At 65.1% G+C, this 21,789-nt stretch carries 20 protein-coding genes and 1 tRNA gene; 4 read left to right on the forward strand and 17 right to left on the reverse strand.

Annotated features, from left to right (window positions below):
* Nucleotides 1-11 precede the first annotated feature (11 nt).
* Nucleotides 12-434, reverse strand: a complete 423-nt coding sequence (gene arsC, locus AC1Q6X_RS22295) for an arsenate reductase (glutaredoxin) (RefSeq protein WP_070219283.1) — start codon at nt 432-434, stop codon at nt 12-14.
* The gene (locus AC1Q6X_RS22300) at nt 431-799 is read right to left on the reverse strand and encodes an ArsR/SmtB family transcription factor (RefSeq protein WP_175445220.1); all 369 of its coding nucleotides are present in this window, start codon (nt 797-799) and stop codon (nt 431-433) included. Before AC1Q6X_RS22300 ends, arsC begins: the two co-directional genes overlap by 4 nt.
* A gap of 120 nt (nt 800-919) precedes the next feature.
* Here AC1Q6X_RS22300 and AC1Q6X_RS22305 point away from each other — a divergent pair, with 120 nt between their 5' ends.
* The 3 genes from AC1Q6X_RS22305 (at nt 920) to AC1Q6X_RS22315 (ending at nt 4,667) form a co-directional block, all read left to right on the forward strand.
* Nucleotides 920-3,013, forward strand: a complete 2,094-nt coding sequence (locus tag AC1Q6X_RS22305; RefSeq protein ID WP_492498411.1) for an AsmA family protein — start codon at nt 920-922, stop codon at nt 3,011-3,013.
* Nucleotides 3,014-3,067: 54 nt separating this feature from the next.
* Nucleotides 3,068-3,144, forward strand: a tRNA-Pro gene (locus AC1Q6X_RS22310).
* 128 nt (nt 3,145-3,272) lie between these two features.
* Nucleotides 3,273-4,667, forward strand: coding sequence for a GntP family permease (locus tag AC1Q6X_RS22315; protein WP_492498412.1), 1,395 nt, complete (start codon nt 3,273-3,275; stop codon nt 4,665-4,667).
* A gap of 1 nt (nt 4,668) precedes the next feature.
* Here AC1Q6X_RS22315 and AC1Q6X_RS22320 read toward each other — a convergent pair whose 3' ends face one another.
* The 4 genes from AC1Q6X_RS22320 to AC1Q6X_RS22335 form a co-directional block, all read right to left on the reverse strand.
* Nucleotides 4,669-6,072, reverse strand: coding sequence for a sodium:solute symporter family protein (locus AC1Q6X_RS22320; RefSeq protein WP_070219286.1), 1,404 nt, complete (start codon nt 6,070-6,072; stop codon nt 4,669-4,671).
* A gap of 131 nt (nt 6,073-6,203) precedes the next feature.
* Complete coding sequence (gene pcaD, locus AC1Q6X_RS22325) at nt 6,204-7,007, reverse strand: 3-oxoadipate enol-lactonase (protein ID WP_492498413.1); 804 nt, start codon at nt 7,005-7,007, stop codon at nt 6,204-6,206.
* Between the two features lie 11 nt (nt 7,008-7,018).
* On the reverse strand, nt 7,019-7,309 hold the full coding sequence (gene catC, locus AC1Q6X_RS22330; protein ID WP_070291119.1) for a muconolactone Delta-isomerase: 291 nt from the start codon (nt 7,307-7,309) through the stop codon (nt 7,019-7,021).
* Between the two features lie 9 nt (nt 7,310-7,318).
* Nucleotides 7,319-8,428: a muconate/chloromuconate family cycloisomerase gene (locus tag AC1Q6X_RS22335; RefSeq protein ID WP_492498414.1), complete on the reverse strand. Its 1,110-nt coding sequence runs from the start codon at nt 8,426-8,428 to the stop codon at nt 7,319-7,321.
* Nucleotides 8,429-8,530: 102 nt separating this feature from the next.
* Here AC1Q6X_RS22335 and AC1Q6X_RS22340 point away from each other — a divergent pair, with 102 nt between their 5' ends.
* Nucleotides 8,531-9,445 carry a LysR family transcriptional regulator gene (locus AC1Q6X_RS22340; protein WP_070291203.1) on the forward strand — a complete coding sequence of 305 codons (915 nt, stop codon included), beginning with the start codon at nt 8,531-8,533 and terminating at the stop codon, nt 9,443-9,445.
* 3 nt (nt 9,446-9,448) lie between these two features.
* Here the strand turns inward: AC1Q6X_RS22340 and AC1Q6X_RS22345 are convergent, their stop codons facing one another.
* The 11 genes from AC1Q6X_RS22345 to AC1Q6X_RS22395 all read right to left on the reverse strand — a co-directional run bounded on the left by AC1Q6X_RS22345 (nt 9,449) and on the right by AC1Q6X_RS22395 (nt 21,699).
* On the reverse strand, nt 9,449-9,841 hold the full coding sequence (locus AC1Q6X_RS22345) for a hypothetical protein (RefSeq protein WP_492498415.1): 393 nt from the start codon (nt 9,839-9,841) through the stop codon (nt 9,449-9,451).
* Between the two features lie 57 nt (nt 9,842-9,898).
* Nucleotides 9,899-11,239 (reverse strand): PepSY-associated TM helix domain-containing protein, encoded by a 1,341-nt coding sequence (locus AC1Q6X_RS22350; protein WP_492498416.1) that lies wholly within the window; start codon nt 11,237-11,239, stop codon nt 9,899-9,901.
* Between the two features lie 8 nt (nt 11,240-11,247).
* Nucleotides 11,248-13,362 carry a TonB-dependent receptor family protein gene (locus tag AC1Q6X_RS22355; protein WP_492498417.1) on the reverse strand — a complete coding sequence of 705 codons (2,115 nt, stop codon included), beginning with the start codon at nt 13,360-13,362 and terminating at the stop codon, nt 11,248-11,250.
* Between the two features lie 77 nt (nt 13,363-13,439).
* Nucleotides 13,440-13,847: a DUF2946 domain-containing protein gene (locus tag AC1Q6X_RS22360; protein ID WP_227742105.1), complete on the reverse strand. Its 408-nt coding sequence runs from the start codon at nt 13,845-13,847 to the stop codon at nt 13,440-13,442.
* Between the two features lie 47 nt (nt 13,848-13,894).
* A complete protein-coding gene (locus tag AC1Q6X_RS22365) occupies nt 13,895-14,491 on the reverse strand; it encodes a PqiC family protein (protein WP_070312761.1) in 597 nt (198 codons plus the stop codon).
* A complete protein-coding gene (locus AC1Q6X_RS22370; protein WP_492498418.1) occupies nt 14,488-16,128 on the reverse strand; it encodes a PqiB family protein in 1,641 nt (546 codons plus the stop codon). The genes AC1Q6X_RS22365 and AC1Q6X_RS22370 overlap by 4 nt, the downstream gene beginning before the upstream one ends.
* The gene (locus tag AC1Q6X_RS22375) at nt 16,121-17,413 is read right to left on the reverse strand and encodes a paraquat-inducible protein A (RefSeq protein ID WP_492498419.1); all 1,293 of its coding nucleotides are present in this window, start codon (nt 17,411-17,413) and stop codon (nt 16,121-16,123) included. Before AC1Q6X_RS22375 ends, AC1Q6X_RS22370 begins: the two co-directional genes overlap by 8 nt.
* 128 nt (nt 17,414-17,541) lie before the next feature.
* Nucleotides 17,542-18,900, reverse strand: a complete 1,359-nt coding sequence (locus AC1Q6X_RS22380; RefSeq protein ID WP_492498420.1) for an amidase — start codon at nt 18,898-18,900, stop codon at nt 17,542-17,544.
* A gap of 4 nt (nt 18,901-18,904) precedes the next feature.
* A complete protein-coding gene (locus AC1Q6X_RS22385; RefSeq protein ID WP_492498421.1) occupies nt 18,905-19,582 on the reverse strand; it encodes a DUF2848 domain-containing protein in 678 nt (225 codons plus the stop codon).
* A gap of 4 nt (nt 19,583-19,586) precedes the next feature.
* Nucleotides 19,587-20,915 carry an MFS transporter gene (locus AC1Q6X_RS22390; RefSeq protein WP_492498422.1) on the reverse strand — a complete coding sequence of 443 codons (1,329 nt, stop codon included), beginning with the start codon at nt 20,913-20,915 and terminating at the stop codon, nt 19,587-19,589.
* Between the two features lie 109 nt (nt 20,916-21,024).
* A complete protein-coding gene (locus AC1Q6X_RS22395; protein WP_492498423.1) occupies nt 21,025-21,699 on the reverse strand; it encodes a hypothetical protein in 675 nt (224 codons plus the stop codon).
* Nucleotides 21,700-21,789 lie beyond the last annotated feature (90 nt).

Below are 21,789 nucleotides of genomic sequence, written 5' to 3' on the forward strand. Positions count from 1 at the left end.
TTATACTCCGCTCATTTCACCGGCTTGCCGTCGGCGCCGACGACGGCCTGGCCATCTTCCTTGGCAAATGCCCCTTGCTGCGGCAGCGGCAGGATCTCCAGCACCTTTTCCGACGGCCGGCACAGGCGCACGCCCAGTGCCGTGACGACGATGGGGCGGTTGATCAAAATAGGATGGGCTTGCATGGCGTCCAGCAGGGCCGCATCGCTCAGCGCAGGATTGGCCAGGCCCAGCTTGTCGTACAGGGCGCCCTTGTCGCGCATGACGGCGCGCACGGACAAGCCCGCACGCTCGATCAGGTCGACCAGTTCCTCGCGCGAAGGCGGATGCTTGACGTAATCGATGATGACGGGCTCGACGCCCGTGTTGCGGATCAGGGCCAGGGTGTTGCGCGACGTGCCGCATGCCGTGTTGTGATAAATCGTGATCGTCATGGTGTGATGTCCTTTACATTGGGTTCGCTGACGCAGCAAGGTGCGCCGGCGCAGCAGTTCTCGGTCAGGAAGGCGAGCAAGCCGTTCATGCCCGCATAATTGGCCGCGTAGATGATGGAACGGCCTGCCTTGTTCGCCGTCACCAGATTGGCGTGCGCCAGTTCTTTCAAGTGAAATGACAGCGACGATGGCGCAATCGCCAGCGCGTCGGCGATTTTCGTCGCGGCCATGCCTTCCGGCCCCGCTTGCACCAGCAGGCGGAATACGGCCAGCCGCGATTCCTGCGCCAGCGCAGCCAGGGCCACGATGGCGGAAGCGCTCGTCAGCGGCGTCGCCTGGTTCGCTATTGACTTTTCATTTTTCATATTTCAATAATAGTCGAATTATTGAATCATTTCAAGCGCGGCGTCTTACGTAACCCAGCGCACCGACTGTCCTGGCCTATCGGTCTACCTTGATGAAAAATCATTGCGATCGGCATTCCCATGACACGCTCAACCCCGCTCAACATCCTCGGCTGGAGTCTGGCCGCCCTGCTTGCCCTCATCGCCATCGTGGTCATCTTCATGCTGACCTTCGACTGGAACCGCGCCCGTCCCTACATCAACGAAAAAGTGTCGGAAAGCACGGGCCGCAGCTTCGTCATCGGCGGCGACCTGCAGGTGACATGGAAGCAAGGCCTGAAAACGGAACCGGGCTGGCGCCGCTACGTGCCGCGGCCTGTCATCAGCGCCCACGATGTGCGCATGAGCAACCCGGACTGGGCGACAGCCGGCCCGCAACTGGCCAGCGCGAAACGCATCGACCTGGCCATCCATCCCTTGCCCCTGTTGCAGCACCGCGTGGTGCTGACAGACCTGGCGCTCGACGCACCCAATATCGCCTTGCAGCGGCGCGCCGACGGCAGCAACAGCTGGACCTTGAAGGATAACGGTCCTTCGGCATGGGACGTGGAAATCCAGCGCATGGCCTTCGCCGACGGCGCCATCCGCTACCTGGACGAAGGCATCGCGCTCGACGTGCAAGCCAAGGTCAGCTCGACGGCGCCCGACGCCACGCCGGGCGACGCGCAGGGCAACGTCCCCGTGCAGAAATACGGCATCGCCTTTACCCTGGGTGGCAGCTACCGCAAGGCGCCCGTGACGGGCGGCGGCAAGGCGGGCGCCGTGCTGTCATTGACCGACAATAACACCGTGTATCCCGTGCAGGCGCATGCCGTACTGGGCAAGAACAAGGCCAGCATCGATGGCACCCTGACGGACCCGCGCTCGCTGTCCGGCATCGATTTGCAGCTGAGCCTGGCAGGCGCCAGCATGGCCGATCTGTATCCGCTGACGGGCGTGCTGCTGCCGGAAACGCCGGACTACGCCACCAAAGGCCGCCTGCTGGGCAAGAAGGACGGTGCCAGCTGGAACTGGACCTACCAGAACTTCAAGGGCACGGTGGGACAGAGCGACCTGGCCGGCACCTTGCAATACCTGCCGCGCCGGCCCCGCCCTTTGCTGCGCGGTGAAGTGACGTCGCAGCAGCTGCGCCTGGAAGACCTGGGCCCCGCCATCGGCGCCGACAGCAATGCCAAGAAACAGGCGCGCGGCAAGACGCCCGTGCAGCCCGACAATAAAGCCTTGCCGGTGGAACAGTTCAATACGGCGAAATGGGATGCGCTCGACGCCGACGTGAAATTCACGGGCAAGAAACTGGTGCGCACGCACGATATCCCGCTCAACGATATCGTCGCCACCATCCAGATGAAAGACAAGGTGCTGAGTTTGACACCGCTCAATTTCGGCATGGCCGGCGGCGACATCACCTCGAACATCACGCTCGACGGCCGTCAAAAAACCATCGCCGCGCAAGCCAAGGTGGCGGCGCGCCACCTCAAGATTCGCGAACTGTTTCCCAAGCTGCAATCGATGCAGGCGAGCTTCGGTGAAGTGTATGGCGATGCGGCGCTGACGGGCCACGGCAACTCCGTTTCCGCCATGCTGGCCAGCGCGAATGGCGAACTGGCGGCCACCGTCAGCGAAGGCTCCGTCAGCCAGTTCATGCTGGAACTGGCCGGCCTGAACCTGGCCAACGCCGTCTTCGTGAAGATCTTCGGCGACAAGCAAGTCCATCTGAACTGCCTGGCCAGCGATTTCGCCGTCACGAATGGCCAGGCCGACGTGCGCCGCTTCGTGCTCGATACGGACACGGCCGTGGTGAATATCACGGGCAACGTCAACCTGGCAACAGAAACCCTGGACCTCGACGTGCGCCCCCGCACCAAGGGCGCGCGCATCATCACCCTGCGCACGCCGCTGTATGCGAAAGGCACGTTCAAGAACCCGGACGTGGGCCCGCAAAAAGGCCCGCTGGCATTAAAGGCCGGCGCCGCCGTGGCCCTGGCCACCGTCGTCACCCCGCTGGCCGCCCTGCTGCCGCTGGTCAACGTCGACAAAGCCCCCGACACGGATTGCGCCGCCGTCATGGCGCAAGCCAATGCCACGCGCAAGGCCCCTGCTTCGCCGGCAACGAATGCGCCGGCGAAAAAAGTCAGCGAAGCGGACATCAACAAGGCACAGCAGGAAAAGAAATAGCCCTTGACGCAGCCGCTTGAAACCCGCCCCGCCATCTGCTGTAATGAAGGAAAGCGGGGTGTGGCTCAGCCTGGTAGAGCGCTGCGTTCGGGACGCAGAGGCCGGAGGTTCGAATCCTCTCACCCCGACCAGCCGTTTCCCCTTGCTGTGCCGGCTTAAGCTGCCCGTACCTTGACCTGCGCGTTGGTGTGTTGCCGAGAAATATGATATTAATTACATCATTAATGTCCTGTTCACTTCTCGCGCAAGGGCCTGACCGATGTCTTTCCTGATAGTTCTGGCCGCACTGGCCTTCCTGATGCTGGCCGCCTACCGCGGCTACAGCGTGATCCTGTTTGCGCCCGTCGCCGCGCTCGGTGCCGTATTGCTCACCGATCCGTCCGCCGTGCCGGCCGTCTTCAGCGGCATCTTCATGGACAAGATGGTGGGCTTCATCAAGCTGTATTTCCCCGTCTTTTTGCTCGGTGCCGTGTTCGGTAAACTCATCGAGCTGTCCGGTTTTTCCCAGTCCATCGTCATGGCCGCCATCCGCTACATCGGCAGCGCGCGAGCGAATGCCGTGATCGTCGCCGTGTGCGCCGCACTCACTTATGGCGGCGTGTCGCTGTTCGTGGTGGTGTTTGCCGTGTATCCGTTTGCGGCGGAACTGTACCGCCAGAGCAATATCCCCAAGCGGCTGATGCCGGGCGCCATCGCCTTGGGCGCGTTTTCGTTCACCATGGACACCTTACCGGGCACGCCGCAAATCCAGAACATCATCCCCACCACTTTTTTCAACACGACCGGCTGGGCCGCGCCATGGCTGGGCACCATCGGCGCCGTGCTGACGGTGATCATGGGGCTGGCCTTCCTGGAATGGCGCCGCCGTTCCGTCATGGCGACGGGCGAAGGGTATGGGGCCGAGGCCGAAAAGGCCACGGCCGACGCGGGCGACTTGCCCCATCCGCTGCTGTCGGTGGCACCTCTGGTACTGGTGGGCGTGGCCAACTTTGCGCTGACCAAGCTGATTCCCCACTGGTATGGCGCCAGCTACGTGCTCACCGCCGAGGCCCTGCCGGGCCTGCATGCGCCCGTGTCCACGTCGATCGCTTCCGTGACCGGTATCTGGGCCGTGGAAGGCGCCTTGTTGCTGGGGATTTTGCTCGTGTGCGTGACGGCCTTCGGGCGTATCCGCGCCGCTTTTGCCGAAGGCACCAAGGCGGCCGTGGGCGGCGCCCTGCTGGCGGCCATGAATACGGCGTCCGAATACGGCTTTGGCGGCGTCATCGCCGCCCTGCCCGGCTTTCTTGCCGTCAGCAACACCTTGCGCAGCGTACCCGATCCCCTCGTCAACGCGGCCGTCTCCGTCACGACCCTGGCCGGCATCACGGGCTCGGCATCGGGCGGCATGAGCATTGCGCTGGCCGCCATGTCGGACAGTTTTATCCAGGCCGCGCAACAGGCGCATATCCCGCTCGAAGTCATGCACCGCGTGGTGGCCATGGCCAGCGGCGGCATGGATACCCTGCCGCACAATGGCGCCGTGATCACCCTGCTGGCCGTCACGGGCCTCACGCACCGCCAGTCCTACCGCGATATTTTCGGCATCACCGTCATCAAAACGGTGGCCGTGTTCCTCGTCATTGCCATCTATTACATGACAGGACTGGTCTGACCTAGAGGCGCGACGACGATGCCGGCTTCGCCACAGCGTGCGCCGGCTTGAACAGGTGGCTGATGCCCATGGTCAGCAGCGGGCCGGCCAGCGCCAGGTAGGAACTGTCGACGCCATACGGATTGCCCGCCAGGAACCAGCCGATGGTGGCGATCACGGAAACGATCACGCCGACGAAGGCGCCGCGCGGCGTGCCGAATTTCGGCGCATAGAAGGCCATCAGCACCAGCACGGCCAGGGTGGCGCGCAGGGCCTTGCCGAGGAAGGCGATCATCAGCAGTTTTTCCGCATACAGCGCCAGCACCAGCGGCAGCAGGCCGGCCACGACGATGGCGATGCGCAGGAACATCAGCGATTTCGCGTCATTCTTCGCCTTGTTGTACCAGGGATCATAAAAATCCTTCATGGCCAGGGTAGCCGATGCCAGGGTGGTGGCGGAAATGCCGCCGAACAGGGCGCCGGCCAGGCCGACGATCATGATGCTGGCGGAAAACGCGGGCATGTGGGCGATCAATGTCGGAAACGCGTCGATCGACTTCATGCCCGGATACAGCACGGCGCTGCACATGCCGATCAGGGCCGCCATCAGGCCGAACGGGATCATCAGCGAGGACACGTAATAACAGGCGCGCTTGGCCACGGCAGGGTTGTCCGTGCTGACCAGGGCCTGGATCACGTATTGCGTGGCGAAGATGGAACCGATGCCGCCGATCATCCAGGCGATGATCTGGCCCCAGCCGATCTCGACCCAGTTGAACATCTTGGCGGGCAGCTGCGCCTGCAGCGCACCGATGCCGCCGGAGGCTTCCAGCGCATACGCGAGCGCCAGGATCACGCCCAGGTACTTGACGATGGAGTGGGCAAAGTTCGTGTACACGACCGAGCGCATGCCGCCCAGGCTGACATAGATCACGGTGATGGCGCCGACCAGCAAGATGGCCACCGTTTTGTTGATGTGCAGCACGGCCGCCAGCACGGCGCCGCCGCTCGCATACAGGGCCACGGCGACGATGCTCAGCGCGACGATGGTGAGGATGGACGCCGCATAGCGCACGGGTTCGCCGTACGTTTGCGCCAGGATGCCGGAAATCGTCGACTGCCCGCTTTCCTTGTATTTCTTGACCAGCACGATGGCCAGCAGCAAGAAGCCCAGCGACAGCGCCACCAGATTCCAGGCGGCGGAAATGCCCAGTTCATAGCCCTTCTGGGCCGTGCCGATGCTGACCGAACTGCCGATGAATTCCGACAATAACAGCGCGCCGATCAGGTAAGCGGGATAATTGCGCCCGCCCGCCGTCATGCCCTCGGCGCTGTTGGCATGCTTGCGCACGCTGTAGGTAATGTACGACATGAGGGCGAAATAGCCCACCGTGATCGCAGCGATGATGATCAATCTGTTTTCCATCCGTCTACTCCAAGTCTGCTTTTCTTATTATTATTTTTCAAGAAAGCTTCCCCTGCCGCATGCCGGACGAGCCGGTGGCGGTGCTCAGGGGAAAGTCAAATTCCTGCCATACCTATACGGTACAGCAAGCCTCACAACAAAAAGGTCCGCAACTGCGCCGTGAACAAGTCCGCCGCTTCGACGTTCGAGATATGCGAGGCGGGCACGCTTGCCAGGCGGGCACCCGCGATCTGCCGCTGCAGCCAGCGCCCGTCGTCGAGTGTGGTCACGGGATCGTGCTCGCCCGCGATGATCAGGGTGGGCACGCTGATCGTGCCGACGCCGGCGTGCAAGTCCGTCTGGGCCAGCACGTCGCAGCAGGCCGCGTAGCCACCGGCATCCTGGCTGCGCAAGGTGGCCACCAGGCGCGCCACCGTGTCCGCTTCACGCGCGATAAACTGGGGCGTGAACCAGCGCGCGGCGGCGCCATCGGCCACCGCGGCCATGCCGTCGCGGCGCACCTGTTCCGCCCGCAGCTGCCACGGCGCGGCGCCGCCGATGCGCGCCGCCGTATTTGCCAGCACCAGCTGCGTCAAGCGCCGCGGCTGGTGTATGCCCAGCCACTGGCCAATCAAGCCGCCCATGGAAATGCCGCAGAAGGCGGCGCGCGCGATATCGAGGTGGTCGAGCAGCGCCACCACGTCCAGGCCCAGGCGCTCGATGCCGAACGGCGCGCCGGCGCTGGCGGACTGGCCATGGCCGCGCGTATCGTAACGCACGACAAAAAAGTCGCCCGCCAGCGCGGCCGCCTGCGCATCCCACATGGACAGATCCGTGCCGAGGGAATTCGACAGGACGAGGCAGGGCTTGCCGCGCTCGCCATCCGTGCGGTAATGCAGGCCGATACCGTCGACCTCGCACGTTTTCCCGGCAGTGTCGTTGCCTATCTGCGTCATTGCATGTCTCCTCAGGAATCGTCGCCGCGCACCGACGAAGGATGGCGGCACAACGGCATCACGTCGATCTGCATGTAGGGGAACAGCGGCAGCGAAGTGAGCAAATTATGCAGCTCGTCCACGCTGTCCACGTCGAAGACGCTGACGTTGGCGTACTGGCCGGCGATGCGCCACAGGTGGCGCCATTTGCCCTCGTGCTGCAGGCGCTGCGCCAGTTCCTTTTCCGTTTGCTTGAGCTGCGCCGCCTGCTCGGCGGGCATGTTCAACGGCAGGTTCACGTTCATGCGTACATGGAATAACATGGTTTCTCCTTATTGGCGTTGCATGGAACGCAGCTTGTCCAGGTCGATCTCGACGCCCAAACCCGGGCCCGTCGGCACCTGCAGCATGAAGTCGCGGTACACGAGCGGTTCGCGCAAGACTTCCTGCGTCAGCAGCAAAGGCCCGAACAATTCCGTGCCCCAGGCCAGTTCGGCAAACGTCGAGCACACGTGGGCCGTGGCGGCCGTGCCGACGCCGCCTTCGAGCATGGTGCCGCCGTACAGGCCGACGCCGGCCAGGCGCGCCACGGTGGCCACTTCCAGCGCGGGCAGCAAGCCGCCCGACTGGGTGATTTTGACGGCAAACACGTCGGCCGCATCGGCCTGCGCCAGCGCCAGCGCATCGGCGGGGCCGTGCAAGGCTTCGTCGGCCATAATGGCCACATCGAAGCGCCGCTTCAGGCGCGCCAGCGCGGCACGGTTGCCCGCCTTCACCGGTTGTTCGATCAGGTCGATGCCGCCCGCTTCCAGCGCGGCGATGCCGCGCACGGCGTCCGTCTCGCTCCAGGCCTGGTTGACGTCGACCCGCACGCTGGCCCGTTCGCCCAGCGTCCGCTTGATCTCCAGCACGTGGGCCACGTCGTCCATCACGTCGCGCAGGCCGATCTTCAGCTTGAAGATGCGGTGGCGGCGCAGGTCCAGCATCTTTTCCCCTTCGGCGATATCGCGCGCCGTGTCGCCGCTGGCCAGCACCCAGGCCACGGGCAGCGCATCGCGCACGCGGCCGCCCAGCAATTCCGACAGCGGCACGTTCAGGCGGCGCGCCTGCGCATCGAGCAGCGCCGTCTCGATCGCGCACTTGGCGAAGCGGTTGCCCTGGATGACCTTGCGCACCAGGGCCATGGCCTTGGCCACTTCGCTCGCTTCCATGCCGACCAGCAGCGGGGCGATATAGGTATCGATATTCGTCTTGATGCTTTCCGGGCTTTCGCCGCCGTAGCTCAAGCCGCCGATGGTGGTGGCCTCGCCCCAGCCCGTGATGCCGTCGGCGCAGCGCAGCCTCACCAGCACCAGGGTTTGCGTATTCATGGTGGCGACGGACATCCGGTGCGGGCGAATGGTTGGCACATCGACCAGGTAGGTCTCGATATTTTGAATCATATTTATTCCGTATAATTCTGTGGAGTGGTGACACGATATTCCCCGAATGCCCCCGCGTCCAACACCGAGTTGGTATCAAACCTATACCTGAAAGGTATGAAGATGGAATTACGGCACTTGCGCTACTTCGTTGCGGTCGCAGAGGAAAGGAACTTCACTCGGGCCGCCGCGCGCCTGCATATCGCGCAGCCGCCGCTGAGCCGGCAGATGCAGCAGCTGGAAGAAACCTTGGGCGTGGCGCTGATCGAAAAAGGGTCGCGGCCCTTGCGGCTGACGGAAGCGGGCGAGTTTTTCCTCGCCCATGCGCGCCCCCTGCTCGACCAGGTGCGCGACCTGCAGGCGATGACGCAGCGCGTGGGCAAGCTGGAACGCACCCTGTCGATCGGCTTCGTCGCCTCGACGCTGTATGGGGAATTGCCCGACATCGTGCACCGCTTTTGCGAACGCCATCCCGAGGTCGACGTGACCCTGCATGAAATGACGACGGTGCAGCAGTTGAAGGCCCTGAAGGAAGGCCGCATCGACGTGGGTTTCGGACGCTTGAAAAGCGAAGACCCCAGCATCCGCCGCATCCTGCTGCGCGAAGAGCGGCTCGTGGTGGCCCTGCCGCCCGGCCACCGGCTGGCCAAGGGGGAAGGCGGCTTGCGCCTGACAGACCTGATCCACGAGACCCTGCTCGTGTATCCGAAAGCGCCGCGCCCCAGCTTTGCCGACCAGGTGCTGGCCATGTTCAGCGAAGGCAATGTCACACCCGGTCCCGTCACGGAAGTGCGCGAGCTGCAGATTTCCATGGGACTGGTGGCGGCCGGCCAGGGCATTTCCATCGTGCCGGAAAGCGTGCAGGCCATGCATCACCGAAACGTCGTGTACCGCAAGCTGGACGACAAGCATGCGTTCTCGCCCATTTTATTCAGCATGCGGCATATGGACCGCTCGCCGGAACTGGAAAACCTTCTCGCTGCCGTGTACTCGATCTACGATGAACACGGCATCGCGCACGTCAAGGAAAGCCTGTAGCGCTCACTTTGACAGCGGTGCATCGGCCAGCAATGCCGGGCGCAGCGCGCGGATGCGCAGCTCCGTGAAATAGCCGCCCGCCTCGTTGTAGCGCAGGTAGTGGCGGCCGCAGTTCAGGCAGCGGGCCACCTGGCTCAGGTTCGCGGGATAAAAGCGCGGCGCGATGGGCGCGTCGACGCTGTCGTAGCGCGTGCCGTGCGGGTGGTACTCGTCAAACGTCGGTTCCTCGTACGGATCTGCGCGCAGGGTGCCGACCTCCTCGAAACGGTCAAGTTCCAGCGACGTGGGCAGCCGCTGCCAGGCATCGAGCGGAACGGTGCAGCAGCTGCATTTTTGCGTGACACCGGCCGACGCGGCGGCCAGTGCGGACAAGGCGGGAAAATCGATGAATACCATGGTTCAGCCATTACAAAGGCGCGGCCCTTGGCAACGAGCCTGGCCGCATCCCTTATTCTAGCGCAGCCACATGCGGCCGACACGCGGCCCACATTTTGCCAGCCCCAATTCCAGCAGCACCAGCATGCCGCCCGACACGAGCAGCAGCGGCATCAGCGCGCACATGCCGGCCGCCACCAGCCAGGCCAGCGCGGACGGCGAGGTCCAGGCGCCCGGCAGCAGCTTGGGCAAGCCCAGCGAGCCCGGCAGGCGCCGCTTGAAGAACATCACCCAGCCCGACACCAGCGAAAACAGCACGCTGGCGCCGAACAGCAGCAGCAAGGCCTGGTTCCACCAGCCGAATTCACCGCGGTGGAACGGGATGCCGATGGCGGTGGCCTTGCCGAACGCCGTCTGCGCGTCCCAGCCCGCATAGTACAAAGGCTTGCCGCTGTAGGCGTCGAATTGCAGGTCGAAGCGCAAGGTGGGCTGGCTGCGGTCGGCCATGGTGGCGCGCCACACATCGTCCTGACTGGCCGGCGCCGTCAGCTGCACGGCGATGGCGGGCGCGTGACTGCGCGCCACTTGCCACGCATCCTGCCAGTCGAGCGGAGCGCCCTCTTCGCTTGAGTGCAGGCCGCGCGGCACGGGCGGCGGCGCCTGGCCGCTGACGTCGCGCAGCGTGCGGATGCGCCCGCCCGCCTGCTGGCTCCACGTCAATCCTGTCGTCAGGATCACGACACTGACGATGCCGAGCGCCACGCCGAGAAAAGCATGCCACTGGCGCCAGCCGTTGCGGCCCTGCGCGCCCCGCTTCGGCAAGCCCGATTGCGCGCCGCGCGGCCACCACAGCACCACGCCCGTCACCAGCATCACCGTCAGCCAGCTGGCGGCCAGCTCGATCATCCAGCGCCAGCCATCGTTTTGCAGCAGGCGCGAATGCAGCTTTTTCGCCCAGTTGCCGAAACGTTCGCTGCTGGCCAGGCTGCCCAGCACGCGCGCGTCATACGGATTCACGTAGACGATCACGGCTTGCGCGGGCAGGCCGAACTTCGGCTTGACCGGTGCGGCATGTCCTCCATGGCCCGCATGTTCATCGGGCGCGCCGCCGGGCGGCGCGAACGCCACCTGCACCGCGTCGTCCTGCTGGAATGGCGGCACCACGTGCTGCACCGTCCAGCCATGCGGGGCCGCCCGCTCCGCTGCCGCCACGGCGGCGTCCAGCGGCAGCATGGACGCTTGCGGCGCCACATGGTCGAGGTGCTGGTACAGCCGCGCCTCGATCTGCGGCGTGAACACATACAAAATGCCCGTCAGGGTGGCCACCAGCGCAAACGGCGAGGCGATCAGCGCGGCCCAGAAGTGGATGCGCCAGTACAGGCTTTTGCGCCGTGCCACAAGAAAAGTTGCGTCGTCCATGGCCATCCTCACAGTCCGTCATAGGTATAGGCCAGGCCCAGCATCACGCTGCGCGGCGCACCGGGCGTGTACTGGTTCTGGCTGTTCGGCGCATAGCTGCCCGTGCCCGCATAGCTGCTGCTGGCCGAATCGGCATAGCGCTTATCGGCCACATTGCGCACCTGCGCCCACGCTTCCAGACCGCGCGCGAGCCGGTAGCTGGCACGCAGGTTCAGCAGCGCGTGGCCGCCATACTCCAGCGTGTTGGCGTTGTTCATCCAGTAGCGGCCCTGATGCACGGCTTCGAGCGCGATACGCGCGCCCGTCACGGGCTTGTAGCCGATCTCGAACGAGGTGATGTCGCGCGGCGCCTGCGGCATGATGCGGCCGCTGTAATCGAGGGTACTGGAGACCTGGTAGCGCAGGTAGCGGTGGCGCGCGATGGCCGTGGCGAAGCGCGCGTCGAACGACCCGCTGTCGTAGTTCAAACCCAGCTCCAGCCCTTCGCTGCGCGTGCGGCCCGCATTGCGGTTTTCGCTGTTGCCCGGCGAGAGCGTGTAGCTGACGATGGTGTCGCGCCCGTCGAGCCGGTACAGTGCCGTGTCGAGTTTCAATCGGCCCTGCAAAAAGGCCCAGCGCAAGCCCAGTTCATAGTTGTTGTAGACGGACGGCTGCAGGTCGGCGATGCCCGTCTTGCCATACAGCTGGCTCACTTCGGGCGGGGTAAAGCCCTGGCTGACGTTGGCATATGCGCTGCCCGCATGGCCGATGGCGTAGGTGGCGCCCAGCTTCGGGCTCACATGGGAAAAACTGCGCGACTCGTCGGGCGCGCCGTAGTTGACGCTGCCGCCGGGCGCCAGATTGTTATGATAGTCGTAGCGGATGGCGTCCGAGCGTCCACCCAGCACCACGCGCGTGCCCGCCAGCGGAGAAAATTCCCACTGCGCGAAGACGGCCGTGTTCAAGATGTCCGTCTGGTAGTCGCGCACGCCCTGCGGGTTGCTGGCATTGGCCAGGGTGTAGCGCAGATAGCGGCCCGTGGCCGCATCGCGCACGATGGAGAGATTGTCGCTGACAAAGGGATTGTCGCTCTTGTCCACGTACACGCCGGCGACCAGGCGCGAACGCAGCCACGCGAATTCCTGCTGGTGTTTCACGTCCAGCCCCAGCGAATCGACATGGTTGTTGTTGATGACGCCCTTGCACAGCATGCCCGCGCAGCTGCCGATGGAATACGCGGGAAGCTGCCCATGGTCGTTCTTGCGCGTAAACACCGTGACGGTGCTCGTGCCATTGGCTGTCGTCGCGCCCTCCCACGCCAGGTTCATGCGCGTGGTCTTGTCCTTGCGGTAGGTGAATGTATTGAGACTCTTGCCGGGATTGCTGCGGTAATCGTTCTCGAACAGGCTGCCCGTCATGGCCGCATCGAGATCCGTATGCACGAGGGTGGCGCGCAGCTGCGAGGCAGGGCCGAGCGCATAGTCGGCGCGCAGTGAGAACGAATCCTTGTCGCCATAGCTGTACTCTTGCCAGTTGTCGCGCGAACGGCGCGAACTGTAATGGGAAAAGCGCAGTCCCAGCGGCCCCCAGGTATCGCTGGCGGCCGTGTCGTAGCGGGTGAAACCGCCCACGTTGTCGCGCCGCACGCCCGCGCTTGCCGTCGGCGTGGCGCTGGCGCCGGCCGTGAGGAAATTCACGGCACCGCCCACGGCATTGCTGCCGTACAGCGACGAGGCGGCGCCCTTCACCACTTCCACGCCGCTGGCGCCCGCCATGTTCATCTCGTTGAGCGAGTTGTGGTTGAAGACGCCCAGCGGGCGGATGGGTATGCCGTCTTCCAGGTACTGGTAGACGGCATTCGTGCCGATGGGCTGGCGGATGCTCATGCTGTGCTGCTCGTTGCCCAGGTCATTCCAGTACACGCCGGCGATGCGGTTGAGGATATCGCCCATGGTCCTGGGCTTGTCGCGCTCCAGCGTTTTGGCATTGACGACGCCGATCGCCTGCGGCGTCTCGGACAGCCACGATTGCGCGCGCGAGCCGGAAACGACGACCGTGTCGATGGCGTGGTCAAGTTGCTGCGCCTGCGCGCAGGGATAGGCCAGGGCAATGGCTGCCGCCAGCATCAATAATTTCTTGTTCATGTGATTCTCGTTTAAGTGTGCGGATGCGGGGCGTCACACCGCAAGGTGGACAGCGCCAGCATTGAAAATGCAAAAACTTAAATGAGACCGGGCGGCGCGCGCGACTGCGCGGTGGACCAGATGAACAGCGGGGATGGGGACTGGTAGTACAGGGCCGGGAAGATGGCCGTGCCGCTGGCCACAAGCAGCGGCAGCACTGGACTGGCCGGCGGCAAGCCGACGGAACCCGCATGCGTGGAACAGAAGGCGCAATGCTCCATCTGCATGGCCTTGCCGCCGGACTTGCCATCGGCGGCGCCGTCATCGGCCTGATCAAGCTGCACAAAACGGATGCCGGCCACCGAGCAGATTTCCGCCCAGCCGGAGCCGGATTCCTGCTTGGCGTTGGCGACGGCCCGGGAAATCGATGGCGCGAGCGCCGCCAGCAGGATCGCGAAACAGGCGATCCAGGCGGCAAAGCGGCGCGTGAACAAGGTCATTCCCATGGCCGCATTTTACCAGCGGCCGCCGGGACTGGGTAGCGGAAAGGGGCTCAGGCGGCCGGGCAGGCGGCGCTGCCGTTGTCAAAAGCACGCACGACGCTGGCCGCATCGGCGGCGATGCGGTTCACGGCGCGGCGGTGACCGAGCACCAGTTCATCATAGCCGGCGCCCACCTTTTCATTGGCGATCGTACGGCAAGTGACCACCTTGCCGCTGGCCAGCTGGCGCACGCTCCACACGGCATCGATCAGCGCATACTGGCCCATCACGGACTCGAAACGCTGCACATTGGTGCTGATGCGGTACACGGGCAGATTGTCCGGATGCGGCGTGCGGAACACGTCGATGGCGCCCAGGTCGTTCGTCACGGCCGTCGACAGGGCCTGTCCGATCTCGCCGGCCAGCGGCCCCGCCCAGCGCTGCTGCTCCAGCAATTCGATGCGGCCCGACGGCGCCGTCACGACAAACTGGTTGCGGCTCACCTGCTGCGGCACGCTGACGGCCAGCACCTCGACATAGTATTTCACGGGCTTGGCCGGCTGCGCGTCGGCGCCGCCGCTCAGCGTATAGAAATGCTCGGGCTGGGGCGTGGAGCAGGCGCCCAGCAGGCTGGCCGCCAGCAGCGCGGAAAACATCGGCTTCATCATTTTTTTTCATCTCCTTTTTTACCGCGGATCAGGGACTCGGGATGGCGTTCCAGGTAATCCGACAGGGCATTGAGCGATTGCAGGGTCTGCGTCAGCTGCTGCAGGGCCTGGCGCACGTCCGACTGCAGCGGCGAATCCTTTTGCAGCACCTGTTCGGCCGTGCCGAACGTCTGTTTCGCCGCCGTCAGGGTATCGCGCATTTCCGGCACCACCTGGCCATCGAGCTGCTTGAACAGGGTATTGGCCTGCTTGATCGTGGCGTTCAGGTTGTTGCCGATCTCCGCATACGGTACCTGATCGAGCTTGCGGGCGATGCTGGCGATCTGCGTCTGCAATTCATCGAGGGTGTTCGGCACGGTCGGCACTTCCAGCGGATACCTGTTCGGATCGAGCGCCACCTTCGGCGCTTTCGGGAAGAAGTCCAGCGCGATATACAACTGGCTGGTCAGCAGGTTGCCCGTGCGTAGCTGCGCGCGCAAGCCGCGGCTGACCATGCGTTCGAGCAGCTGGTGGCCGGCCGAGCCTTCCTCATCGTCGACGGCGGCCTTGAAGCGCATGCCCAGGCGGGCCGGGTACAGGTTGACGGTGACGGGCATGCGGAAGTTCTTCTTCACGGGATCGAACTCGATGCCGACCGAACGCACCTCGCCCAGCACGATGCCGCGGAAATCGACCGTGGCGCCAGGCTGCAAGCCGCGCAGCGATTGGTCGAAATAGAACACGGTGGTGATCGCCTCGCCATCGGGCTCGCGCATGGCGCTCGCCTCGTCGGCCGCCAGGCGGTAATTGGTGCCGGCCGGCGCCGGTTCGACGGGCTTGCGGCCGTTTTCCGCCTCGAAGGCGATGCCGCCCACCAGCATGGCAGCCAGCGATTGCGTATTCAATTTGAAGCCGTTGGAATCGAGGCGCACGTCAACGCCGCTGGCATGCCACCAGCGCGCATCCTTGCCGACGAACTGGTCGTACGGCGCATTCACGAAGACCGACATGGTGATGCCGTTGCCATCCTTGTCCAGCGCGAAGCTGACCACCTTGCCCACCCTCAGGCGGTGGAAGAACAGGGGCGAGCCCACGTCGACGGAGCCGAGGCTGTCCGCATGCAGGGTGTACAGCTTGCCCTTCTGGTCCCCTGCCACGGCGGGCGGACTCTCCATGCCGATGAAGCTCTCCTTCTTCTGCTCCGACTTGCCCGTGTCGACGCCGATGTAGGCGCCCGACAGCAAGGTGCCCAGGCCCGTCACGCCGCTGGCGCCGATCTGCGGGCGCACCACCCAGAAGCGCGAATCGGCGGTGGCGAAACGGCGCGCTTCCTTGCTCATGTCGATCGTCACGAGTACCTTGCTCAAGTCGTCGCCCAGGGTGATGGCGCGCACCTGGCCGATGTCGACATCCTTGTACTTGACCTTGGTCTTGCCCGGCTCCAGGCCTTCGGCGCTCTTGAAGCTGACCGTCACCGTGGGTCCCTGGTCGAGGATGGACTTGGCGGCCAGGCCGGCGCCGATCAGCGCTGCCAGCAGCGGAATGAGCCATACCAGCGACGGCAGCCAGCGGCTGCCCTGTTCCACATCGGGTTCCGGCAACGGGGGGACGCCCTGGCCACCCGTTTCGGCAAGGCCGCCCGCTTCTTTGTCAGACATGCTGTTCTCCAATCACTGTATTGTTTCCGGTATTTGCCACCACCACGGGTTCTTCCTCGCCAGGCACCTGCCCGTCGACGGGGTCCCAGATCAGGCGCGGGTCGAACTGCATCGCCGCCAGCATGGTCAGCACCACCACGGCGCCGAAGGCCAGCGCGCCGGGTCCCGCCGTGATCACGGCCAGCGACTTGAAGCGCACCAGCGCCACCGTCAGGGTGACGACAAAGATGTCGAGCATGGACCAGCGGCCGATGAATTCGACCATGCGGTACAAGATGGTGCGCTGGCGCGGCCGCCAGCGCGAACGCCGCTGCGCCGTAAACGCCAGCAGCGCCAGCACGCCCAGCTTGAGCATGGGCACGACCACGCTGGCGATGAAAATGATGATGGCCAGGCCCTTCGAGCCGCTGGTCCAGAACAGCACGACGCCGCTCATGATGGTGTCGTCCTGCGCGCCGAACAGCGATTGCGTCACCATCACGGGCAGCAGGTTGGCGGGAATGTAGAGGATCATGGCGGCGATCAGCAAGGCCCAGGTGCGGTTGATGCTGTCCGGCTTGCGCACGTGCAGGGCCGTGCCGCAGCGCACGCACGCCAGGTGCCTGCCCGTGCCCACGGGCGGCGCCACCAGGCCGCAGGCATGGCAGGGCACCACCTTTTCACCGGGCGCGAAAGCCTTGTAGCGGATGCCGGGCAGCGCTTGCCGGGTCAGGTCGTCGCCCAGGTTCCACAGGGCCTTGGGGTCGAACGAGACGACGATGGCCAGCAGCACGGTGAGCGCGCCAAACGCGAACAAGCCCGGTTGCGGCAGCACCGTGGCCAGGCTGGTCATCTTGACAACGGTGATCAGGATGCCGATCATCAGCACCTCCGTCATGCCCCATTCGCGCGCCGTCTGCACGGCGCGCAGCACGCGGTTAAATCCGGGCACCTTGACGCCGCCGCGCAAGCCCAGCGCCACATACAGCAGCGAACCGAGTTCGATGGCGGGAAAGAGGATGGTAAACAGGAAGACCATCGTCGCCACGATGTGCATCTGCTCGTACCACAGCACGCGGATGGAGCCGAGCAAGGTGGCACTGGAAGTGAGGCCATTGACGTCGAGTTCGACGATAGGGAAAAACTGGGCAATCAGGAAGACAAAGGCGGCGCCCAGGGTGAGCGCCACCACCTTGCTCAATTCGGCCGATGCGCCGCGCGCGTGGGCGCCGCGGTACAGCACCGAGCGGCAACGGATGCAGCGCGCCTTTTCGCGGGGACGCAGCGGACGTTTGCGGTACAGCACGCCGCAGTCATGACAGCTAATCAGGTCGTATCGGTGCACAGTGTGAAGTTTGCCGGCGCCCGCAGCGCGACTATCCCATGTCAATGCCAGCCATCATGACAGAATTGGCATTTTCCTGCACTACGGCACTATTCTTTTCCACTCCCCCGCAACAACGCCTCCACGGCGCGGCCGATCTGCAACACCGTATCGTCGGCGCCGGCCAGGCCGCAGATGCCCAGCCCCACGGGCAGCTCGCCGTCGGCATGGCAAGGCAGCGACAGCGCGCAGCCGTCGAGGAAGTTGATCACGCTGGCGTTGCGCAGCACCAGGCCGTTCGTGGCAAAGAAGGTGGCGTCATCTGCTTCCAGCGGCGCGACCTGCGGCGCCAGAATGGCCACGCTGGGCATCAGCCAGGCATCGAACGGCGCCAGGCGCCGCCGGGCGATGGCGATCAGGCGCGCGCGCGCATCGAGCAGGTCGATGTAGTCAAACGCGCCCTGCTGCTGGCCGCGGCGGATGCGCGCCGCCACGCGCTGGTCATACTGCGCGCCCTTCTCTTCCAGTAACGCCCTGTGCCAGTGCCACGCTTCCGCCGCCACCAGGCCGCCACCGCCATTAATCGTCGGCAGCGCCAGCAATTCGGGAAAATCGAACTGTTCCACCAGGGCGCCGGCTTGCCGCAGCTTGTCCAGCGCGGCGTCGAAAGCCTGCTGCACCTGCGGCGCCACGTGCGTACCGACGTAGTCCAGGGTAAAGCCGAAGCGCAAGCCTTTCAGTGCCGGCGCCTGCGCGCCGATATCATGGCCCGACAGCGCTGCATACAAAATGGCGCAGCAATCGACGCTGCGGGCGATGGGGCCGGCCGAATCGAGGGAGCGCGACAAGGGCACCGTGCCTGCCAGCGGCACAGTCGCCGCCGTCGGTTTGAAGCCCGTCAGGCCGCAAAAAGCCGATGGAATGCGGATCGAGCCGCCCGTATCCGTGCCCAGCGCGCCGGCCGCCATGTCCAAGGCCACGGTGACGGCGCCGCCCGAGGTGGAGCCGCCGGCCACTCGCGCGCCGTCGTGCGGATTGCGCGGCGTGCCGTAATGGGGATTCAAGCCCAGGCCGGAAAACGCGAATTCGCTCATGTTGGTGCGGCCCAGCAGAACGGCGCCGGCTGCGCGCAGGCGCGCCACGGCAAGCGCATCGGCCACGGCGGGCGGCGCGTCGGCCAGCGCCAGCGAGGCGGCACTGCTGGTTTGCCCCTTGACGTCGAACAGGTCCTTGATCGAAATGGGGATGCCGGCCAGCGGCGAGGCAATGATGCCGGCGGCGCGCGCCGCATCGCTGGCACGGGCCTCGGCCAGGGCCTGTTCGCCATCAAGGCTGACATAGGCATGGCCGCCCTGCGCCCGGTGCGCCTCGGCGCGCGCCAGCATCCGCTCCGTCAGTGCCACGCTGGTGATGCGGCCAGCGGCCAGGTCGGCCGCCAGTTCGCGGATGGTCTTGGTCAGTTCGGTCATTCTCTTATCCTTCCACGGGCAGGGTTTGCACGGCATAGCGGTGCTGCAGGCGGCGCTGCAAGGCTGGATCATACAGCTCCAGCTCAAACGCGTCGCCATGGCCCATCTCGCCGATGATCGGCTGCGTGCCGCAGAACATGGCGCTGCCCACCGGCAGCGTCGCTTGCCCCGTGTAGCGCAAAATCAGGTCTTCCGGCGACAGCATGCGCGTCACGGGGCCGTCCTGGTACAGGGCCGGCACACCGGCGCGTTCGCGCCAGGAGCGCATCTGCAGCTGGTCCCAGTGGCCGGCCACGTCGGCATAACGCCACAGGGTGTCGCCCACGGGCTTGCCGCACATCTGCTTCGATACCGTCACGCCGTAGCTCTCCACCTTGCGGTCCGTGTGGTCGGAACCGATGCCCACCAGCAGGCCGTATTCCGTGGAAAACAGCACGAATTCCGCTTCGCCCGACGAGTCGCCGCCCGGCACTTCGATGGCCGCGTCGCTCGACAGCAGCGCCGCCGCCACGCGGTAAAACGTGGGCACGCTTTTCGGGCGCGCCACGCCGATCGCTTCAAGCTCGGCGATGTGGTGTTCCACCATCGCCATGTCGCGGCCCGTCCAGCCGGCGATGATCAAGTTATCGATGTCGAAGGTGACGGGGCCGTGGCCGGCCAGTTGAAAATGCAATGTCGTCATGATTTTATTCCTCCAGGGGGCCGCGGCCCGTTTCGCGTGCGGCAAACACTGCCGCGCCGGTGATCAGCAAGGCCGCCGCCACGTACAGCGAGACGGCCATGGTGCTGTTGTACGAGCGATACAGGCTGGCGATGACGAGCGGCGCGAAGCCGCCGCCGATGACGCCGGCCAGGGTATAGGCCAGCGAGGAACCCGCATAGCGCACCTTGGTCGGGAATTGCTCGATGACGAAGGCCGCTTGCGGGCCGTACATGATGGCGTGGATGACCAGGCCCACGACGACGGCCGTGACGATGGCGGCCGGGCTGGCCGTGTCTAACAAGGTGAAGAAGGCAAACGCCCACACGAGACCCAGCGCTGCGCCCAGCGCATACACGGGGCGGCGGCCGATCTTGTCCGACAGCGCGCCAAACAGCGGCACCGACAGCGCATTGCAAGCCGTGCCGATCATGATGGCGGTGAGCGCCAGGGTCGATGACAGATGCAGCACCGTCGTCACATACGTCAGGGTGAACACCACCACCAGCGCATACAGCACGTCCGAGCCGATGCGCACGCCGCCGGCGATCAGCAGACGGCGCCAGTAGAGGCGCAGCACGTCGCCGATCGGCGCTTCCGCCTTGGCATCCTGCTGGTCGAGTTCCTTGAACAGCGGTGTTTCCTCGATGCCGCTGCGTATCCACATGCCAAACGCCACCAGCAGCAGGCTGGCGATGAACGGCATGCGCCAGCCCCAGTCCATGAACGCTTCATGCGGCAGCAGATAGGTGATCAGGCCGATGCAGCCCGTTGCCAGCAAGGTGCCGAACGACGGCCCCACCTGCGTCCACGAGGCGTTGCGGCCACGCTTGTCCGGCGCACCGTGTTCGACGGAGATCAGCACGGCACCGGCCCATTCGCCGCCCAAAGCGATGCCCTGCACGAAACGCAGCGCCACCAGCAGGACGGGGCTCCAGATGCCGGCCGTCGCGTACGTGGGCAAGAGGCCCATCAGGCCCGTCGTCACGCCCATCAGCATCAGGGTCACCACGAGCACCCAGCGGCGTCCCAGCTTGTCGCCCAGGTGGCCGAAGATCACGCCGCCGATCGGACGCGAGATATAGCCGACGGCATACGTGGAAAAGGCCAGGATGGTGCCCGTCAGCGGATCGAAGGAAGGGAAGAACAGGTGATTGAAGATCAGCGCGGCCATGGTGTTGTAGACGGTGAAGTCATACCATTCCAGGGTCGTGCCGACCATGCTGGCCGTGGCCAGGCGGCCCGTCTTGGCCGTCGTGGCCTTCTCGCCCGGTGCCTGGGCTGCCGGATGCGCGGCGTTCGTATATGTGGTCATAGCCTACCTCTCTCGTCAGTTTTATTGCAGGCCCGGCGCAGGATGCTTTGCCCTGCGCCGTGGCCCGTGTCTCGTGTTATCAGTGCCGGCAAGATGCGCTTGCGGCGCGTCAGGCAGCGTGCAGGTCCGCCTCGCGCAGCTGCCAGGACAGTTGCAGGATGGCTGCCTGTTCCCCGTCGAGCCCCAGCGCCGCGCTGGCGGCATCGGCGGCCGCCACGGCGGCACTTTCGGACGATGCGTCGATCAGGAAGATCGGATCGAGCACGCGGCCCTCCGTCCGTTCCTCCGGCAGGGGGCCGGACAGATTGGCGTCGGGCGTGAGCAAGCGCGTGGCAATGACGCCGTCGATCTGCAGCAGCGTCGCTCCCAGCGTGGCCAAGCCGGCCACGGCTTGCGCGTCCTGGCCGATGGCTGGCGCGCCCAGACGCAGCACGGCCAGCCAGGCGCCCGTGCCCATGCCCGTTTCCGCCTCGATGGCACATACACGGCGCATCGGGTCGACCATGCGCTGCAAGTTCGTCAGCGACCATGGCGTCTGCTGGCCGAAGGCCTTGAAGTAGTCGGGCGTCTGGAAGGCGGCGAGCGACACGGTGCGGTACAGGCCCAGGTATTTGCGCGGACCGCGCACGCTCTGGTAGCGCGTGCCGCTGACGAAGCCGGGAATGCGCACGCGCTCTTCCACGTGCTCGCGGTCATACCAGCGGTTGAAATCAAGCTCGTGTTCCGGGTCGGCGCTGGTCCAGACGAACAGGATGCCGGGCAAGGTGGTGGTGGACGTCGTCATGAGGGTTCCGTTTGCGTTGTAAGTGGAGTGCCAACCCAGAATAGGTGGCACGCCATCACTTGGCAAACGGGTTATTCTGAACGCGACTGA

It is taken from the genome of Janthinobacterium sp. GW823-FHT06H09 (genome assembly GCF_058794735.1).